This window comes from Pseudaestuariivita sp. (assembly GCF_052825805.1).
Genome location: NZ_JBRBVB010000003.1, coordinates 49,247 through 65,251, shown reverse-complemented (window position 1 = coordinate 65,251; position 16,005 = coordinate 49,247). Strand labels below are relative to the sequence as shown.

Annotated in this window: 22 protein-coding genes; all 22 read right to left on the bottom strand. The window is 63.8% G+C overall.

Annotated elements, in window-relative coordinates:
- Position 1: 1 nt before the first annotated feature.
- The 22 genes from ACU0B3_RS04665 to ACU0B3_RS04560 all read right to left on the bottom strand — a co-directional run bounded on the left by ACU0B3_RS04665 (position 2) and on the right by ACU0B3_RS04560 (position 15,591).
- The gene (locus tag ACU0B3_RS04665) at positions 2–502 is read right to left on the bottom strand and encodes a phage major tail tube protein (protein WP_446259661.1); all 501 of its coding nucleotides are present in this window, start codon (positions 500–502) and stop codon (positions 2–4) included.
- A 15-nt stretch (positions 503–517) separates the two neighbouring features.
- A complete protein-coding gene (locus ACU0B3_RS04660) occupies positions 518–1,702 on the bottom strand; it encodes a phage tail sheath subtilisin-like domain-containing protein (protein WP_446259660.1) in 1,185 nt (394 codons plus the stop codon).
- Between the two features lie 3 nt (positions 1,703–1,705).
- Positions 1,706–2,209, bottom strand: coding sequence for a hypothetical protein (locus ACU0B3_RS04655; protein WP_446259659.1), 504 nt, complete (start codon positions 2,207–2,209; stop codon positions 1,706–1,708).
- Positions 2,210–2,224: 15 nt separating this feature from the next.
- The gene (locus ACU0B3_RS04650; protein ID WP_446259658.1) at positions 2,225–2,938 is read right to left on the bottom strand and encodes a hypothetical protein; all 714 of its coding nucleotides are present in this window, start codon (positions 2,936–2,938) and stop codon (positions 2,225–2,227) included.
- 10 nt (positions 2,939–2,948) lie between these two features.
- Entirely contained in the window at positions 2,949–3,473 is a 525-nt protein-coding gene (locus tag ACU0B3_RS04645) for a phage tail-collar fiber domain-containing protein (protein WP_446259657.1), read from the bottom strand.
- Positions 3,463–4,215 carry a phage tail protein I gene (locus ACU0B3_RS04640; protein WP_446259656.1) on the bottom strand — a complete coding sequence of 251 codons (753 nt, stop codon included), beginning with the start codon at positions 4,213–4,215 and terminating at the stop codon, positions 3,463–3,465. Before ACU0B3_RS04640 ends, ACU0B3_RS04645 begins: the two co-directional genes overlap by 11 nt.
- Positions 4,208–5,116, bottom strand: a complete 909-nt coding sequence (locus ACU0B3_RS04635) for a baseplate assembly protein (protein ID WP_446259655.1) — start codon at positions 5,114–5,116, stop codon at positions 4,208–4,210. Before ACU0B3_RS04635 ends, ACU0B3_RS04640 begins: the two co-directional genes overlap by 8 nt.
- Positions 5,113–5,445 carry a GPW/gp25 family protein gene (locus ACU0B3_RS04630; protein ID WP_446259654.1) on the bottom strand — a complete coding sequence of 111 codons (333 nt, stop codon included), beginning with the start codon at positions 5,443–5,445 and terminating at the stop codon, positions 5,113–5,115. The genes ACU0B3_RS04635 and ACU0B3_RS04630 overlap by 4 nt, the downstream gene beginning before the upstream one ends.
- A 5-nt stretch (positions 5,446–5,450) precedes the next feature.
- Positions 5,451–5,687 (bottom strand): hypothetical protein, encoded by a 237-nt coding sequence (locus ACU0B3_RS04625; RefSeq protein ID WP_446259653.1) that lies wholly within the window; start codon positions 5,685–5,687, stop codon positions 5,451–5,453.
- Positions 5,687–6,115, bottom strand: a complete 429-nt coding sequence (locus ACU0B3_RS04620; RefSeq protein ID WP_446259652.1) for a phage baseplate assembly protein V — start codon at positions 6,113–6,115, stop codon at positions 5,687–5,689. Before ACU0B3_RS04620 ends, ACU0B3_RS04625 begins: the two co-directional genes overlap by 1 nt.
- Positions 6,112–6,696: a hypothetical protein gene (locus ACU0B3_RS04615; protein WP_446259651.1), complete on the bottom strand. Its 585-nt coding sequence runs from the start codon at positions 6,694–6,696 to the stop codon at positions 6,112–6,114. The genes ACU0B3_RS04620 and ACU0B3_RS04615 overlap by 4 nt, the downstream gene beginning before the upstream one ends.
- Positions 6,693–7,130, bottom strand: a complete 438-nt coding sequence (locus tag ACU0B3_RS04610) for a phage virion morphogenesis protein (RefSeq protein WP_446259650.1) — start codon at positions 7,128–7,130, stop codon at positions 6,693–6,695. The genes ACU0B3_RS04615 and ACU0B3_RS04610 overlap by 4 nt, the downstream gene beginning before the upstream one ends.
- Complete coding sequence (locus ACU0B3_RS04605) at positions 7,130–7,567, bottom strand: gp436 family protein (RefSeq protein ID WP_446259649.1); 438 nt, start codon at positions 7,565–7,567, stop codon at positions 7,130–7,132. The genes ACU0B3_RS04610 and ACU0B3_RS04605 overlap by 1 nt, the downstream gene beginning before the upstream one ends.
- A 414-nt stretch (positions 7,568–7,981) precedes the next feature.
- Positions 7,982–8,392, bottom strand: coding sequence for a hypothetical protein (locus ACU0B3_RS04600; RefSeq protein WP_446259648.1), 411 nt, complete (start codon positions 8,390–8,392; stop codon positions 7,982–7,984).
- A gap of 14 nt (positions 8,393–8,406) precedes the next feature.
- A complete protein-coding gene (locus ACU0B3_RS04595; protein ID WP_446259647.1) occupies positions 8,407–9,330 on the bottom strand; it encodes a Mu-like prophage major head subunit gpT family protein in 924 nt (307 codons plus the stop codon).
- A complete protein-coding gene (locus tag ACU0B3_RS04590) occupies positions 9,330–10,289 on the bottom strand; it encodes a phage protease (RefSeq protein ID WP_446259646.1) in 960 nt (319 codons plus the stop codon). Before ACU0B3_RS04590 ends, ACU0B3_RS04595 begins: the two co-directional genes overlap by 1 nt.
- A 346-nt stretch (positions 10,290–10,635) precedes the next feature.
- Positions 10,636–11,838: a phage head morphogenesis protein gene (locus tag ACU0B3_RS04585; RefSeq protein WP_446259645.1), complete on the bottom strand. Its 1,203-nt coding sequence runs from the start codon at positions 11,836–11,838 to the stop codon at positions 10,636–10,638.
- A complete protein-coding gene (locus tag ACU0B3_RS04580) occupies positions 11,831–12,112 on the bottom strand; it encodes a hypothetical protein (RefSeq protein ID WP_446259644.1) in 282 nt (93 codons plus the stop codon). Before ACU0B3_RS04580 ends, ACU0B3_RS04585 begins: the two co-directional genes overlap by 8 nt.
- Entirely contained in the window at positions 12,112–13,629 is a 1,518-nt protein-coding gene (locus ACU0B3_RS04575) for a DUF935 domain-containing protein (RefSeq protein ID WP_446259643.1), read from the bottom strand. The genes ACU0B3_RS04580 and ACU0B3_RS04575 overlap by 1 nt, the downstream gene beginning before the upstream one ends.
- Before the next feature lie 2 nt (positions 13,630–13,631).
- Entirely contained in the window at positions 13,632–13,922 is a 291-nt protein-coding gene (locus tag ACU0B3_RS04570) for a hypothetical protein (protein WP_446259642.1), read from the bottom strand.
- Positions 13,904–14,038, bottom strand: coding sequence for a hypothetical protein (locus tag ACU0B3_RS04565; RefSeq protein WP_446259641.1), 135 nt, complete (start codon positions 14,036–14,038; stop codon positions 13,904–13,906). The genes ACU0B3_RS04570 and ACU0B3_RS04565 overlap by 19 nt, the downstream gene beginning before the upstream one ends.
- Positions 14,038–15,591: a hypothetical protein gene (locus ACU0B3_RS04560; protein WP_446259640.1), complete on the bottom strand. Its 1,554-nt coding sequence runs from the start codon at positions 15,589–15,591 to the stop codon at positions 14,038–14,040. The genes ACU0B3_RS04565 and ACU0B3_RS04560 overlap by 1 nt, the downstream gene beginning before the upstream one ends.
- Positions 15,592–16,005: the final 414 nt, after the last annotated feature.

Here is a 16,005-nt window from a genome sequence, read left to right as displayed (position 1 = left end):
TTCAGAAGCCCATGGCCGCGCGCATCGACGCCATCTGATCGACACCGCCGATCACGCGCTTGCCAGCACGCACGTCGATCTCGAAAAGCTCAATTCCGTTGTGGACGAACCGGAAGTAGTCAACGCTGACGGTCAGCTTGAGCGGTACTTCACTGCCGGGCTTCAGGTCGTTGAACTCGTCCGAGGACCACCGGCCGCGCATTGTGGCGACCATCGGAACGGCATCGTAATTGTCCTCGCCGAGCTCGCCTGGGCGCAGGGTCATCTGCCGGCGCGTACCGAACAGCGTGATCAGTTCGGGACGCCACTCGGCGACCGTCACGGTGGCCTGCATCTTCTCCATGCCCATGTCGATGGCGACAATGCCGTCCATACCGCCACCGCGATGATCGGCCTCGTTGAGCTTGAGATCGGGCAATTTGCCCTCGGTCGCGATCCCGGCATAGCCGATGCCGTCCACGAAGGCGTTGAAATTGCGGATTGTCCGGGGGTAGTTGATCATCGGTCAGCTCTCCTTTTACGCCGCCTGCCGGACCTGGGAGACCAGGTCCTCGTAGTAGTCGCCGTTGCGGTGCGCGCGGAAGATCAGATGCTCCAGCGGCGCCGGCGGCTCGAAGTCGAAGTTCAAGAAGAGCTTGCCCGCCTTGAGGTTGACCTCGGTGTTGAGCTCGGGATCGAGCCAGCAATTGAACCCCAGCAGCGCGCCCTGGTTCACGAGCGACTGCCCGAACCCCTGCACACCATCGCGGATGTCCTCGATAAGCTGTGCCGACATCGGCCGGTCCATCGCCCAAAGGTGCGCGGCCTCGATGCTCTCGTAGATGATGTCGGCCGTGCGCCGCACCGAGATGAAGGCCCAGTTCTGATCGGCGCCGGTGCCGCGGTTGCCCCACAGCCGAAAGCCATTGCGGCGGATGATCGTGGTGACCTCGTCTTCGTTGAGGCGGTTCGCCTCGGTCTCCGTGGATGACAGGTTGAAGCCGATCGGACGCGCGGTGCCTGTGATGCCGTTGATCACCTGGTTCGAAGGCGACCACCAGAACCCGCGCTCGAGATCGCGTTTGGCGATGAGCCCCGCCACGTAGCCCGACGCCGGCCGTGTGACGTAAGCCGCCGTCTCGGTGTCGAACACCTGGACCGCCGGATCGACAAAGAGGAGCCGATCGGAACCCCATTTTTGCCGCGCCAACTTGGCCTCGGTTTCGTTGGTGTTGGGCCCATCCGCGACCACGATCGCCCGCAGCTTTTCGGCCACGGAAACGAGGTTGGTCGTGACTGGGCTCGCTGGATCAGCTGCCGGCATCGAAGTGAAGCCAGGCGCGGCGAGGATGCGCGGCGTCAGATCGAGCGCCGAGCGCGCGGCTTCGAGCGCCCAGACCCCGGTGCCAGCCGTGGCATCGCCGACGACGTTGGCGAGCGTGGCATTGGCGTCAGCGCCTTCCGCCACTCGGACCACCACCGCGACCACAGCACCCTGCGAATAGACCGCGGAGTAGGCATCTTTGAGCGTGCCGCCATCACCGAACAGCGCCGCCTTGCGCGGCCCTTCGACAAGCACGGGCGTGTCGAGCGGGAAAATGTCGCCGTCCGCATCTGGCGCGGTCCCGACGAGGCCGATAACCGAGCTCTTTGCGGTCGCAATGGGCCGGATACCGTCGTCCACCTGGACGACTTCGACCCCATGAAGAAACTGTTCGGGCATGGTTCAGGAACCTCCGTTGAGAAGTGTGGTGGCCTCGGCAAAAGCCGCATCGGCCTCTGCTTTGGAGGCCGCGATGGTCGCGGCGATGCGGGCTTCAAAATCGGGCGCATCGTCAGGGATGGCGTGGATTGCCGCCTTTGCTTCGGCCTCTAGCGCACCGATGAGCAGTGCGATGTTCCGATAGATGGCCGCTTGCGCGTTGATCATCGCAAGCAGTCCGGCGCGATCCATTCCGCGTGCGGCGGCTTCACGATCGAGCATCTCGAGTTCGCTTTCCGAGGCGATCGTCGGGTCGCGGCCGATCTCTTCCTTAATGCGATATTCAGCCAGCTTGCCGGCTGATGCCGAACCGATCCGCGCTCGGTAGTTCTCCATCATGGCGATGATCTGCGCAGCGCCCGCGTCTTTGGCGGCCTCACCAATAGCCGACTGCGGCACACCCGCTTTCAAAAGCTCTTCGACTGTCCAATCTTCCAAGTTGGCGCCGTTCCAAAATAGACTGATCATTTTCTACAGGCCTCCTTAAAGTGAACCGAGAGTTGAGTAAGCGCACTCCTTGACGGCGTTTGGATCGCTGCCTGCGGCAACGCCGCCAGCCCACAATCCTGCCATGCCAATATGGGTGCCACCGGCCATGTGAATGCCGAAGCCACCGCCCTGGCCCAAAAGCGTCTGGTTGCAACCCGCAAGTGCTTCAGCGGTGGAGTTCAACAGGCTGATCCCAGTGAACCCTCGCCGGCTTACGAACTCCCTGTTCACGACGCTGCCCGAAAATTCGCGCAGTTTCAGGTGAACGTTGGATAAGCTGACGTGTGCGACACCATACGCCGGAAGGTCGATGCGTGGTGCAGAGCCGGGGCTATTGCCAGCCTCTTCCGCAAAGGTCACCACAGCTTTGGTGCCGTCAGCTTTGCTTCCAATGAGGGCCAATCTGCCGCCACGCGGGCCAGCCACGCGCCGGGACATGTGGAGATCATCCTGGAGGCGCACGTTCACTTCGCCGAGCGGGCTTGCTGCATCGATTGCCGCTTGAACCGTCTTGAACGGTGCAGTGCTTGTCCCATTACCCGTGACGTCACTGCCGTCAGTTGGGTGCACAAAATGGTTGAAGATGTTAGCGCCCAGTGCGTTTTGTCGGACACTATCCCAACGCTCCTCGGCGGCCAAGAAATACGCGGTTAGATCAGTCCAACCTCGCATATTCGCGATAATTTCTTCGGTGCTGATGTCGGTCACAGGTGTCTCCTTACGAGCCTAGGCGCAGCGCCCGGATTTGATCGGCTTGGCGCAGTTGCTGGAGTTGAAATTGAGCGGTCGCATGAGCGGTGTTCAGCGCCAGATCGAAGAGCAGATCGTCAGGCGCCTCCACGATCACCAACCCTTCACGGACGCGACTGAAATTGAGAACATGTTGGAGCGCGTACTCGACGGCACCAGTTTGCCGCGCGGCGATGTTTTGACCTGCCCAAATGGCGATCAGATCGCCCTCAGCGTCTAAAAATCCCATTTCGCGCACCCAAAATGCGGGCGTGTCAGGGCTAAAGGCGACGGTGACGCGCCAGGCATTTGTGCCGACCATGTGCCTCTTGTCGAATGGCCGGCGTGCAAGCTCCCGTTTCAGCGCGGTCTGTTGCGCGCTGGGATCGTAGTTCGCGCCGTTGCCATCGCCGAGCGCAATTTCGGTGATCTCCACCGCGAGACCCGAGCCGGCAGCGGCGTTCAGCTTGGCCTCGCCAAGATCGGTTATGATGTCGATACCGTCAGACGACATATGCGGCGCCCTCCTTCACGGGAAAATTGTGGGTAATCCGGCTGATGCACCGTTGCGCACTGGCGCTGCGGACGAAGACAATGGCCGAGGTGCGCGCCACACTTGGCGCCGGCTTATGCGCCAGACGATTGACCAGTCGCGCTTTGGAACGCGCCCGCAAAAACATCGCCGCCGATGCAAGGTGTGTGCGCGGCGATGGGTCGAGGTTGAGCTTGTGCACGTGGGCGTGCCGGCTCTTTGCACGCATGTAGACGTCGCTCCGAAAAGCCTCGCCAACGCGGAGCGTGAAGTGAGAGCGCACCGGTTTCACGTTTCCGATCAGGCGGGTGATGGTGCTAAGCAGTCTGGCGTCCACCTGGAGCCCCGCGCCGAACACGTTCTCGCCATAGGTTTCGACCCGGAAGGTGTGCGGGTCGCCACCCGTTTCAAACCATTCCGAGATGTCTGTCGTGAACCCAATCGATTGCAGCGCACGACGCACGGCACCGATCGTGCCTTTGCGACGATGAACACTGATGGTGTCGCGAAGGACGGTCCTCTTCGTCTCGGTGGTCCAGGCGGCATCCCAGACATCCACCGAGAACGCCCATGCGAGCCATCCCAAAAGATGGGCAGGGCAGGTTTCCGGGCGCATCAGCTCGGCGATAGCGGAAAGGTCCGGGTCGCCGGCCATCATCCCGCGCTCGATGGCGATGTCGTGGCGCGTTGCGTTGGGCTTTAGGATGGACGGACGATCAGACACCGCGCCCTCCCACCGTGACGGTGCGCGATCCTGCCGCGCAGTATGCAGCGTGACTGCCGTCAACCACAAGGTCAGCTACCGGGCTGATCAGGTCGACGTTTTGCACACCGGGCTGATGCAGCGCGGCATGCAATCCCGAGCGTGTCACATCGTGGCCGATCAGGTGGCGGTCGGACAGGTAGATGTCCAGCGCAGCTTCCGCGGCCGCCAGGACTGTTGCCTCGTCCGGTCCCTCGTAAAGCGTCAGGACGGCCTCAACGTCGAATGTGGTGATGGTCACGCCCTGGACCGTAACCAGGTCCGTGAGAGGTCGGACATCCTCGTGCGTAAGCTGTGCCTCGACGGCGGCGATGACCTCCGCCGAAGGTTCGCCATTTGCCTTATGGCTGAGGATCGTAACCAGGACCTCACCCGGCGCCGGGCTTTCCACGTTCACATCACGCACCTGCCCGGACGCGGACAGCGCCCAGAAGAGATACGAACCTTTCGGACCAGCCGTCGAATGCCCTTCGAGCGACAGTTGAACGCGCCTGCGAAACGCCTCGTCGCTCTCCTGCACCGCCTCGATGGGCGGGATGACGCTGTCGTCGGCCTCCTGGATGGTTTGACGCGCAACGCCCCAGAACGCGGCCAACTGGTCGAGATCGGAGCCGGTGGATAGGGCCAGCATGCTGGCGCGCGCGCCGTCGTTGAACTCGAGCCGGTCCAGCATCCTGCGATACGCACAAACGCGCAAAAGCTGAGTGGTCGGCTCGCTTTCCAATTCGAGGAACGGCGCGAGCTCGGGCATGACCGCGATGGCGTCGGCTTTCATCTCATCGAAGAGCACGTCAAAGCTGACGGTCTCGACCACCTGTGGCGGCGGCAGCTTGCTGAGGTCGATCGCACTGAATGCCGTCATGCCGCGGCCTCCGGGCGTAGATCGAGGGGCATCGGCAACACGCGACCCTCCGTGTCAGTGAGCTCGAGCTCGGCAAAGCCGGGCCCAGCCTCGACGACTTGGACACGGCCGAGCTGGATCCGCGGCTCCCAACGATCAAGTGCCTCGGCTGTCGCTGCATAGACATCGATCAAGGTCTCGCCGTTGAGCGGCTGGTCGATGATGTCCGGCAAATTGGAGCCGTAGTCCCGCAGCATCACGAGCGTCCCTTTGGACGTCGTGAGGATGTCGTGGATCGACTGCGCGAGGTGATCCGCGCCGTCGAGCTTGCGCCCCGTATGCCGGTTCATCCCGCTCACTTTTTGGCGGCCCCGCGATCGGCTTTCGGCTTGTCCTGTTCGACAGGCCCGGACCCTTCTTGCCCGGGCTTCAGCTCGACGTGCTCGTACTTCGCCTGCGCGGCGTTCAGCTGCACTTCCTCGCCCTTCGCGCGGCGTTGACCGGCGACGAAGCCGGCCTGCGTCACGACGTAGGTCATCGCCTTCGGTGCCACGTTCGGTTTGGGCGCATCTTTCGGTGTCGGTTTCTTCATCAGCCTGGGGGTCCTGTTCTGCCGGCGGGATCGCCGTGGGGGTGGGTGTGGTTCACAAGGCTGATGCCTTGCGCAATGACATCGCCGGTCAAAACCAGCGTGCCGTTGATCTTCATGGTCCCGCCGCCGAGGTTCATCTCGGGGGTGCTCGGGTCCGAGGAAGGGGCGTTGGATGCGTAGATCGAGGCGAGGAGGACGGCCTGCGCGATGTCACCTGAGGGGGCTGCAATAAGCACCTGCTCCCCGACAGTCGGCATCCACCATGTTTGCATCGCGCCGGCGCGGAGTTGTGCGACCGGGATCGGCGGTGTTTCGAGATCGCCGATGTCCACGACGGCCGTCGCGGAGCCGGGATCAATGCTGGTCACACGCCCGACCTGAAGAACGTTGGCGATCCGGCGGTCGGCCTCTGCCGCGGCGCGGCTCATGTCCGTTTCTCCTCGCCGGCGACGAGGGCGTAGTCACCTTCGTGATCGGCCCCGATCTCTGGCGCTTCACCGAGGTAGATCGACAGATCGATCGGCTGACCGTCCGGGACAGACTTCAGCGTGACCGGCTGGGTCCAGCTGATGGCGACGAGGCTCGCACTTGTCCGCTTGCTGTTCCGGTTCACGAGGCTGCGCAATGCCACCTCCTTTGCGGCACCGAGATGGCTCTTGCCCCATCGCTTGTCAGGGATGATCACCATCAGCGCCTGGCCGATCGCCTTGGCAAAGGCGTCCCGGTCACTTCTGGGCGATGTCCGGTCAGACGTTGCGACATAGGCGGCCATGCTGAGATCAAAGGTGTGCAGCCCGCCGGCCAGCGTCTGCGCCTGGCGCGCCGCGAGGATCGAGACGAAGACCGCCGGTGCGCGGAACCCGCTTGCTTTGAGGAGCTCGAGGTCAAACGCGCCCGCCATCGCCTCGCAGGTCACCAGCTCCGGGAGGTACGCGCCAAGCTTTGCAGCGATGTCTTCGGGCACATCAGCGAGAAGCGCGTGGGTATCCGAAGAAAGAAGGCTGGTCATGCGAGCAGCCCTCGCCATTCACCGGTGACCAGTTCCCGGATCTCCGCCTCATCATCATCGGAGACGCCGAGGTAGGGGCGTGCCGGGATGTTGATCTCGACCTCGTCGCCGCCGAACTGGTGGATGGCGCCATAGATCAGCGGTGTTCCGACGCGCGCGACGGTGCCTTGAGACCGGTTCGCGACGCTGTCGAGCAGATCGCCTTCGGCTTGGAGAAGGGATTGCCCGCGGTGTCGGGACGCCGCGTAGTCCGGCGACCAGTCCGCCCAGGGATCACCGTCGGGACTTTCCTCATCCGCGAACCGGGCTTTGGTGGAGCCTTCGAGGAACTGGCCGACCTGGAAGGTCAGGTCCACATAATCCGCCCGTGACAGGCCGATCAACGTGCCGATCGCGAGGTCAAGCCCTTGGGTTTCGATTGCGACGCCGGCCATCAGAGACCCCGCATCTTTTCGCGGGTGAATTCACGCTCGGGTCCGCCGGCCACGATCGGACGTGGTCCACCATCGGATGCGCCCTCATCGCCACCATCGCCCGCGTCGTCGGACGGCAGCACCAGGGCCGCCTTGCCCTCCGCGATCCGCTTAAGGTGAGCGGTGGCATCTTCGTACCGTTCGCGCAGGGTCTCGCTCATCAGCTCGGCCGCTGCCGCCAGCCGGTAGAGCGCAATATCGATCGCGAACTGTTGCAAGAGCGGCGTCGCGTAGACCGGAGTGTCATACCGCACGGCAAGATGGCTATCGATCTCGGCCGAGGCGGCATCGAGGGCGCGCGCCACCGCAGGCACGTCGACGGCGCCGTCGCGCTCGGCGACGTAGAGCGCGGCGGCGCCGTAGAGCGTCTCGATGTCAGCTTGTGCCGCGTAGGCCATGGGTGCCGTTCCTCGTTTCTGCCCCCGGCGCCGCGCTGCTCCTGGGCGCCGGGGGCCTCGGTCGCGCCTTTCCTTGGGAGGAGTTCTGACGACGCGAACCATTCATGTGTCGGTGCCGTCTCTCCGCGCTGTCACGTCTGGAATGCCGACGTTCACCTGCCTGTTTCGCGCCGGCATCGCGCTTCGCAGTGGTGTTTGGGGGCCTAGCTTCAGCTCTACGCTCTTGGACGTCCCCTGCGCCGGCGCCCGTAGCATGGGCTGTGGTAGGTGACCGGCGGTCTATGGGTGCAGACGGACTTGCGGCCCGGACCTGTTGCCCCCTCTCTCTGGGGTATTTCGCGCCCCGCCCCCGGCGGTGCTGAAGTGCTGGGGCGGGGCGATGGCCGGTGCCTTACGAGAACCGGCCAGAGCTCATCATGTCGGGGCGGCAGGAACCTTGAACCCACCCTCCACGAGGGCATCCATCGCCGCCTTCACGGTCTCGGCGGTGATCTGTTTGGGATCGGCCTCGAGCACCGCGCTGCGTACGTTCGGGAGCTTCGGCTGACCGTCGCCCTTGAAAGCCCCCGGCGGCAATTGGGGGATCGCCTTCATCAGCTCGTCATGCAGAGCGGGGTCGACCTCGACTGCACCGTCCGCGGCGGCGGCGGCTTCGAGCTCGGCATCCGTAGGCGGCCGTACCTTGAGGTTCGGGTCGTTGACGATCCGCTCGAGCTTGTCCTCTGCCCAGTCGGACACGTCGTGCAGTGCGCCCTCTTTGACGAACCGCATACCTGCCCGGAAGAACTGGGCGCCGGTCACCGACGCGATGAAAAGGATGTTCACCTTCACGCCCTCCTTTATGCCAGCCACGGGATGACTTTGAGCTCGACGACCTCGTAGTTGGTGTTCGACTTCCCGCCGTCACCGAACATCGCCTTGACCGTCTGCTGCGCCGCCGAGCGGAGCGCGGGCGGCACGTAGAGGTGCGTCGGGGAAATGCCCATCGGGTTCCCGCCGTCGCGTTTGACCTCCATCATCGCTGCGATCGCGGCATCCAGGTTGTCGCCGTTGAGCGCCGACCGGGACATGTAAGCACACTGCCAAAGCGCGAACCCGACGTTATGCCGGGCCGAAGCGCCGTACATGTACTTGTTCGACATGAAGACGCTGTCGGACGTCTTGGGATCGGTCTTGGCGGTGAAGTCGACCTTCTCCCGCTCCTGGAAGATGAACGGGCGCAGCGGCTGGGACGTGTCGAGCAGGAACCAACCCGGCCCCGGCGCGCCGCCCCCGTCATCGTAGTTCGACACCGTCGTGACCGCGCCCGTGCCATCGTGGTTGGCATAGACCGGGTGATCGGTATCGAAGAAATTCTGACCGTCATAGCAGAGCGCGGCGTTGCCGGTCTTCATCAACTCGGCCATCAACCGGTCCGGGTGGCGCGCGGCGGCGCGCCCCATACCCTGGAACATCGGGGTGTACATCCCGAGGCTGTCGTCCTTGATGCTGTTCGCCTTGACGCCGACCGTGCTTTCCCAGTCCTTGTTCTCGATCTGGTAGCCGGTCTCGGAGATGTCCTTGACGGTGCGGTCACCGACCCACTCGCGCATGTCCGGGAACTCGCTCAGCCAGCCGTAGGTCTCGGACCCGGCGGTGGACGGCACGATGGTCGCCACGCCCCGGTAGAAAGTCGCGGCCTGGGCGGCGGTGAACGCGTCGTTGAACTGCTTTTTGAAGCCAACGCGCAGGGCTTCGAGCAGGGCTGCTGTGATGATGGCCATCAGGCTTCTTCCTTCTTCGCGGCGCGGTAGTCCTCGACCGACATGCCGAGCTGCTGCGCGGCGTAGTGCTCTTGGGAGTTGAGCGCGGAGGCGACGTCGAGGGCCGGCTTCTTGGGATCAGCCGGCGTCACGATCGGCTTGCGGCCCTCCATCGCGCTGCGAAACTTTTCCAGACCACCCTCGGTGTTGCAGGCGGAGACGTAGAAATCGCGATCGGCCGGCGCGACTTTGCCCGCCTCGATCGCGGCGTCGACCTCTGAGTTGATGGCCGTTTCCATCCGCTCTTTGTCGGCCGCCTCAAGCGCCTCGACGCGATCCACAACCGTCTTGTGCGTTGCGACCGGCACGAACTTATCCGGGTCAGGGTGCTGGGCGGAGTTGAGAGCGGTTGCCTTGTCACTTTTCAGCTTGGCAATCGCGGTCAGAGCATCGGCCGTCGTGGCCTCGCTGTTGAGGCCGAGGGCCTCTCGGATCGACTGATCCATTTGGGGGTTCTCCTCTTCCACGTCCTCGGAGTTGAGGGCGGTCATCTGAAAGTTCGGGGTGTTGGTCAGGCCGGCCGTCTTGATGAAATCGATCTGGCGCGTTCGCGGGTGGTAGATCACTTCGGGCGAGATGAAGCGGTACTGCCCAGCCTCGATCCAACCGCGCGCTTCATCGTTCCAGGCCACCCGCGCCCAGATTGCCCCGTCACGCACGTCAAGTTCGCGCACCCAACCGGCGGCGAGCGCCGGCTCGCCCTTGGGCGCTTTGCGGGCGGAGGCGTGCTCGACATCAATCACGAACTCGCTGCCGCGCGCCTCAAAGTTGGCAAGCACGGCTTCGGTGTTGAGCGACCAGCGCCGACCGTCCCGCCCGGTGATTATGGGGCCAGGAGGCGTGAGCTGCACCCATTCGGGCGCGCCCTTCTCGGCGTTGAGCGCGATGGCTTGGAATGGGGGTTGATCGGGCAGCGTCATGTCGGTGACACTGCCATCAGCGGAATATTCAGTGACCCGGGATCGCGATCCCGGGTCTGCCATCGCCGACCTTTACCGCATGCCTCAGATCGACGAGGCGCTCAGAAGCCCCAGAAAGGCGCTCGCGCACGCTTCTGGGGCCAACCCTCGCAAAATCGCGACTTCGCGTTCCTGACCCGTTTAATAGGTGTTCTATGGACGTGCTGACGGCGCGGCGAGGTGGCAATAGCCGGCATGGGTGGCAATTTGGGGCAACTGTGCTTATGATCGGCCCGCGCCTGAGTCAAATTACCGGTGAGCCTGCGACTATGTGCAGTGGGGGAGATGCCCGTCCCCCCAGGCGCGACTACTCTCTCACGCTAACGACCTTTTCCCGACGCAACAGAGACCGCCAGTGTCGGTTCTCGACACGGTAAATCGATACGATCCACGCCTCGCGTTTCTGCGGCAACAGGTGCAAGACAAACTTCCAAGGACGCTTCCCTCTCGACAGAATAAGCAGCCTCTGCCGATTGTCCGACTCGTCGAGTGCAATGCGTCCGGTTTCCAATGCCTCGTTCAGGATCAAAAGCTGATCGGTTCTTACGTCCCGGTTTTCGCCTAGCAGTTTGTCGCCGTAATGGCTCGTCATTCGGACCAGTGTGCCGCCACCGGTAAAACGGCTCAGCGCCTCCGGCACGATCGCTACGGGTACAGCCCCAGAAGCAGTGCCGTCGAGCACGCGCTGAGCCTGCCAACTGGTCGCGATGTCTTTCACGGCAACGTCCCGCGCCGCTGGCGACATCGTCGTGATGCGATCGAGGAGCAGCTGCTCCATGTGCCGAAGCCGCAGCTTGCCTGGGTTGCGATCCCAGCCCGGGTCTATGCCCCGCGGGATTTGGCGAATTTCACCGGTGCGGCGGTTCCGCTTTTCGTCCACGCGCACGTTCGGGGGTTCACTGACACCCCTGCGCTCGGCTTCCCGGCGTGTGATCTGCCGGACCCAGCAATTGCAGCCCCAGCCATTGGGCGGCATCCAGTTGTCCCAGAAAGGATCGTCGACCGGTAGGATAAGTCCCTGTTTGTTCTCGTGGTGCGGCCGATGGCGCTCGCTCGGGCCCAGGTTGTATTCGAGAAATGGCAGCGCAGCTTTGGTGCGCTCGATCCGTTCCCACTGGCCTGCTGCGCGCGCTGCGCGCAGGTTGGCTCGGTAAATCGTCCTGAGCCGGCGCGGGCTGCCCAGCTGCACCAATTCACGTTGGCCGGTAACCGGGTCCGTCATCTCCTTGACGCCCCACCAGCCAAGCTTGTTCAGCTTTGGACGCAGCTCCTTTTGGAACTGGGCGAACGTCTCACCGTTGTCGATCGCCGATTGCACCGCGTCCCGGATGTCGCGCAGCACGTCGGCTTGCATAGCCTTTGCCACCGTGAAAGCAACCGCATGCTCCTCGGGCTCGACATCGCGCCAGCTGAAGCTCGGCGTCAGACGCTTGTTGCGCAGAAAATTCGAGACCTCCGGCGGTGTATCGGCGCCAAAGGCGTAACCGGGCTTGTCGCGGAACTCAGCCATTGCACCGCGGGCAGGCCATGTGGCCGACGGTCATGCGCGCGATCGCGCCCTCGCACTGCCAAAGCACGTTGAACCCGAGGCCGTAGAGCCCGCCGCAGATCGAGCATCCGTGCGGATTAGGGTTGCAGGCGACGCACGCCTTGCGCGTGACGATTGTGCCGACTGACGGACCGGACGTGCGCAACGCCGGCACGGCATCGGCCTCGAAGCCTGTGCCGCCACAGATGGCACAGCTTTCTGGCTCCTCGTCTTTTTGTCCGAAGTCAAACGCCATCAGTCGTCCCTCACATCGCCAATCGCGCGGGCCTTGAACATTCCCTTCACGAGCGTTTCGATCATCGCACCGGTCGCGATGTTTGGAGCAGCGGCCTCGATCCGCTCGAGCGCGTCCTCGTAGCTCGTGGCACCCTCGATCGCGGCACGGATCGGTTCGAGGATCGGGTCCATCACGTCCTCCCAGTCCTCCAGCATCTCGGCTTCAATCTCGTCGAGGTCGTCCGCGCCGCCGTCGTCCTCGCGGTTCAGGTCGGAGCGCCTCACTCCTTCGCCCAGCGAGCCTACAATGTCGTCGCCGCGCTCGGGTTCGGAAAACCCTAGTCGGTTGCGCAGCTCGGATTGCTTGAAGGCCACACCGGTTGACGCCAGGCGATAGACATTGCGCATGACCATGTCGGTGTCTTCGGGCTCTTCGATGTGCAGCTTCAGCCGCGGGTAGCTGTCTTGCCGTCCGAAGTTGAGGTCCACGAAAGGCCGCACCAGGTCTCGGTTCAGCGTGCCTTCGATCGCGCGCGCATCGGCGGCGGCGATGTCGTAGCGCACGTCATTGTGGACCTTGGCCTGCGCCTGGCTCGACCCGTCGTCCGACGTCATCGTCTGGCCGAGCACCGCCTTGGACACCTGTTCGTCGAGGTAGCGCGCGAGGTTCTCGAAGAGCTGGTCGCCTGTGACGGTGCCCGTGTTTTCGAAGTCGATGTCCATGCTTTTCGGCAGCACCGCCGCCGCGTCGGTGCCAATGTTCGCGACAGCTGTGAAAAGCTTCTCGACGTCCTCCTTCGTGGCCGACCCATCGTAGCGGCCGAGGCGGAGCGGCAAGCCGTACGTTTCGATAAAGGCCATCCAGTCCTTCAGGTCATACGCCTTGCACATCCACGTGAAGGCCACGACCCGCGCGACACCGCTTCTGAACGGCAAGCCGGATTTAAGCCGGGCCCGGTGCTGGATGAACTTGAACGGGGCCAGCTCGATCCCGTGCGCCATGTCCTGCTCGTCGCGCAAGCGCAGCTCTTGCCCGGTCTCCTGGTCAAAGCTGAAGAACCGCGGATCGCGCCACACAAAGGCGCGCGGCCACCACTCTGACGCCGAGGATTTCCAGTCGATCTCGACGACCGCAAAACCCTTGCCGATGGCATCGAGCAGATCTTCCACAAGGTCGGCGAACCCGTCGTGCTCGGCGATCCGCTGCTCGACCGCCTCGGCGATCCTCTTGTCCGCTGCGCTTTCCGAGACCGGCTCGACCCGCGGCGGGACAGACGAGATCGCGCGTTTCCGCGATCCAAGCACCGCCGCGTAGTGCGGGTCACGCTCTTCCATCTCTTCCGCGAGGATCAGGAAGTCCTGAAGATCACCCTCGTCACAAGCGCGCAGTATTCCGGCAAGCCGTGCCGGCGTCAGACCACTTGCCACCGATGTCGCCCAGGCCGATCGGACCGACGCCAGGCCGGGCTCGGCCTGCGGCAGGGTCAGGACTTTCTTGCGAACGGGGCGGCCAAAGGGATCGACAAGTTGGTTCATGGCTACTTTCCTTCCACAAAGGTCCAGCGCGGCAGGGCGCAGCGCGCGACGCTGCTGCCGAAAAACGCGCAGGGTTGTCGATTGCGGACCTCGTTTGTCCCATCGGACAGGCGCGTCGTCCAAAGGACTGCTCCGCCGATGAACACGTCGTCGGCGACGGCCTCGCAAAAGCTCGCGAAATCGTCGAACTCGGTTTCGATGATCTGGAATTTGGTCGACCGATCGTCGATCCCGCGCTCGGGTTTGAACCAGACCTGGACGATGCAGCCGGCCATCAGCTCAAGCCGATCCACGCAAGGATAGTCCCGATAATGCCGAGCGACACGCCTGCACCAAAGCGCCTGGAAGCCGCTGCACCGATCACATAGCCAAACGCGACGGCGGGGATCAGCCAAAGCCAGTCGATCATCACCAAATTCCTTCTCTGGCCGCGAACCCGGCGGTCGTCCGCACGGGGCGCGCTAGGGTGTCCCCGCCCTTCTTCACCGGGCGGTAGGCGTAGGGTTGATAGTCGGTCTTGAGCGCGGCGATCATCAGCATGAGCGCGACAAAGGCGTCGCCGTGCCGCCCTTTGTGCCGCGCGTCTGGGATCGACGGGATGCCGCGCACGAGCTTGACCACCCGCATGTCGTCGCGGATGTCGGCGTCGCGCGGCAGCTCGATCGACTGGTTCTCGAAGTGCCGTTTGAGCAGCGGCGCATGCTCGAGATAGTAGGACTGGCTGAGCTTCACCGCCTCGATCCGGTCATATCCGAACGCCTCCTGCGCCCGCTCCGCCAGCCCGAGGCCGTTGCCGGTGGCGTCGAACTTCGCACCGAGGAAGCGCTTGCAGCCTCGCACCACGAAGTCGATCACCTGGAACTGCTGTTCGATCGGCATGTTCTTGAGCTCGATGATCAGCGGCACGACGACGCTCAGGTCCTTCCGCTCCTGTCCGATCGCGAGGACGGTCAAGTCCGATGATCGGCCAAAGTCCTCACCGAGCCCGGTCAGCCGATCGGGGTCGAGCCGCCCGAGATGCGGCGCGACCTCCTCCTCGAGGAACCGCGCGACAAAGGCCCGCCGCTCGTCGATCGGGCGAAGCTCGAACCCATCCGGGCAGGTCAGGCGCGCGACGTGATGGGTGTCCGACATGCACGCTTCGACGGCCGCGGCCGACAGGTAAGCGCCCGAGCCTGCGCGCGGGATGCAGTGCAGTTCCTCGTCGGCCGCGTCTCCGTAGAACCCGAAGATGTCCGCGATCCACTGCGCCTTGGCTTCGGCGGTGTCGGGCTTGCCGGTCACCATCGCGATGCGCTCGTACAGGCCGTCTGCGATCGCGTCGTCGAAAGTGACCTTGAGGATCTTCCCGTCGCGCTTGCCGGCGCGGATGTCGAGGATCAGCCGGTTGAAGGCATTGTCCACACCGTCGTGGGTGGAGATCACCAGCACCTTGCCGCCCCACATCAGGAGCGCCATCGCCGCCTTGAGCATCTCGTCGAGCTCGTCGTGGAACGCTGCCTCGTCAAAGATCACGTAGCCCTGACGGCCGCGCAGCGACCGTGGTTTCGATGTCAGGGCGACGATCTCGTACCCACTGGCAAAGCTGATGCGGAAGGCGTTGATGTCCTTCTCGGCGCCGTCCTCGGTCTGGTCCTTGAAGATGAACTCCTCGACCGCGCCCGCCGCCGACATGAACGCCTTGGCCCACATCGCGCAGACGTCGATGAACTCGCGCGCCATATCGAGGTTGAACCCGATGTAGAGCGTGTCCATCCCGCCGGCTTGGCGGGACGCGCCGGACGTCAGCACCGCGTCCGCGCCCACGCCCCAGGTCATCCCGATCCGCCGCGACTTCTCGCAGACCGTGAAGGGGGAGATTGCCGTCGTTTCGAGCAGACTGGCCTGGTAGGGCAGAAGGACCGCCGGGAGCTCTGCGCCGCTCAGCTGCTCGGGGATCTCTGGTGAACGCGCCTCAACCATATAGAAAATACCAGATGCACTTGGGCGCCCAGGAAATCGCTTGATCCCTGGAATTGAACACGCCGAGGCGCTGCCAGTCAGGCAAGCGGGACAGGGACGTGCGTCCTACATGGAAACCCCTATGGTAGGTTTCGAGCGCGAAACGCTCACCACCCACCGTGGCAAACCAGCGGTCTTGCATGTAGCACCTTTGGTGCCCCGACCATTCGACTCGTGGCAGGTCACGCGGGGGGGAGGTGAGCGTTTGGGTCATGCCCTGCCTCTTGCGTATGGCCCCAGCTCTTCAACCGTTGCCAGTGCGCGTCGGAAGTTGGGTTTGCCCTGCAGCCTCGACCCCCAGTCGAGCCTTTGGCTCAACCTGCGGTGAAGGCCGGCCCATGTCCTGCCGTCTATCGATCCTCCAGCTAGCCGCAA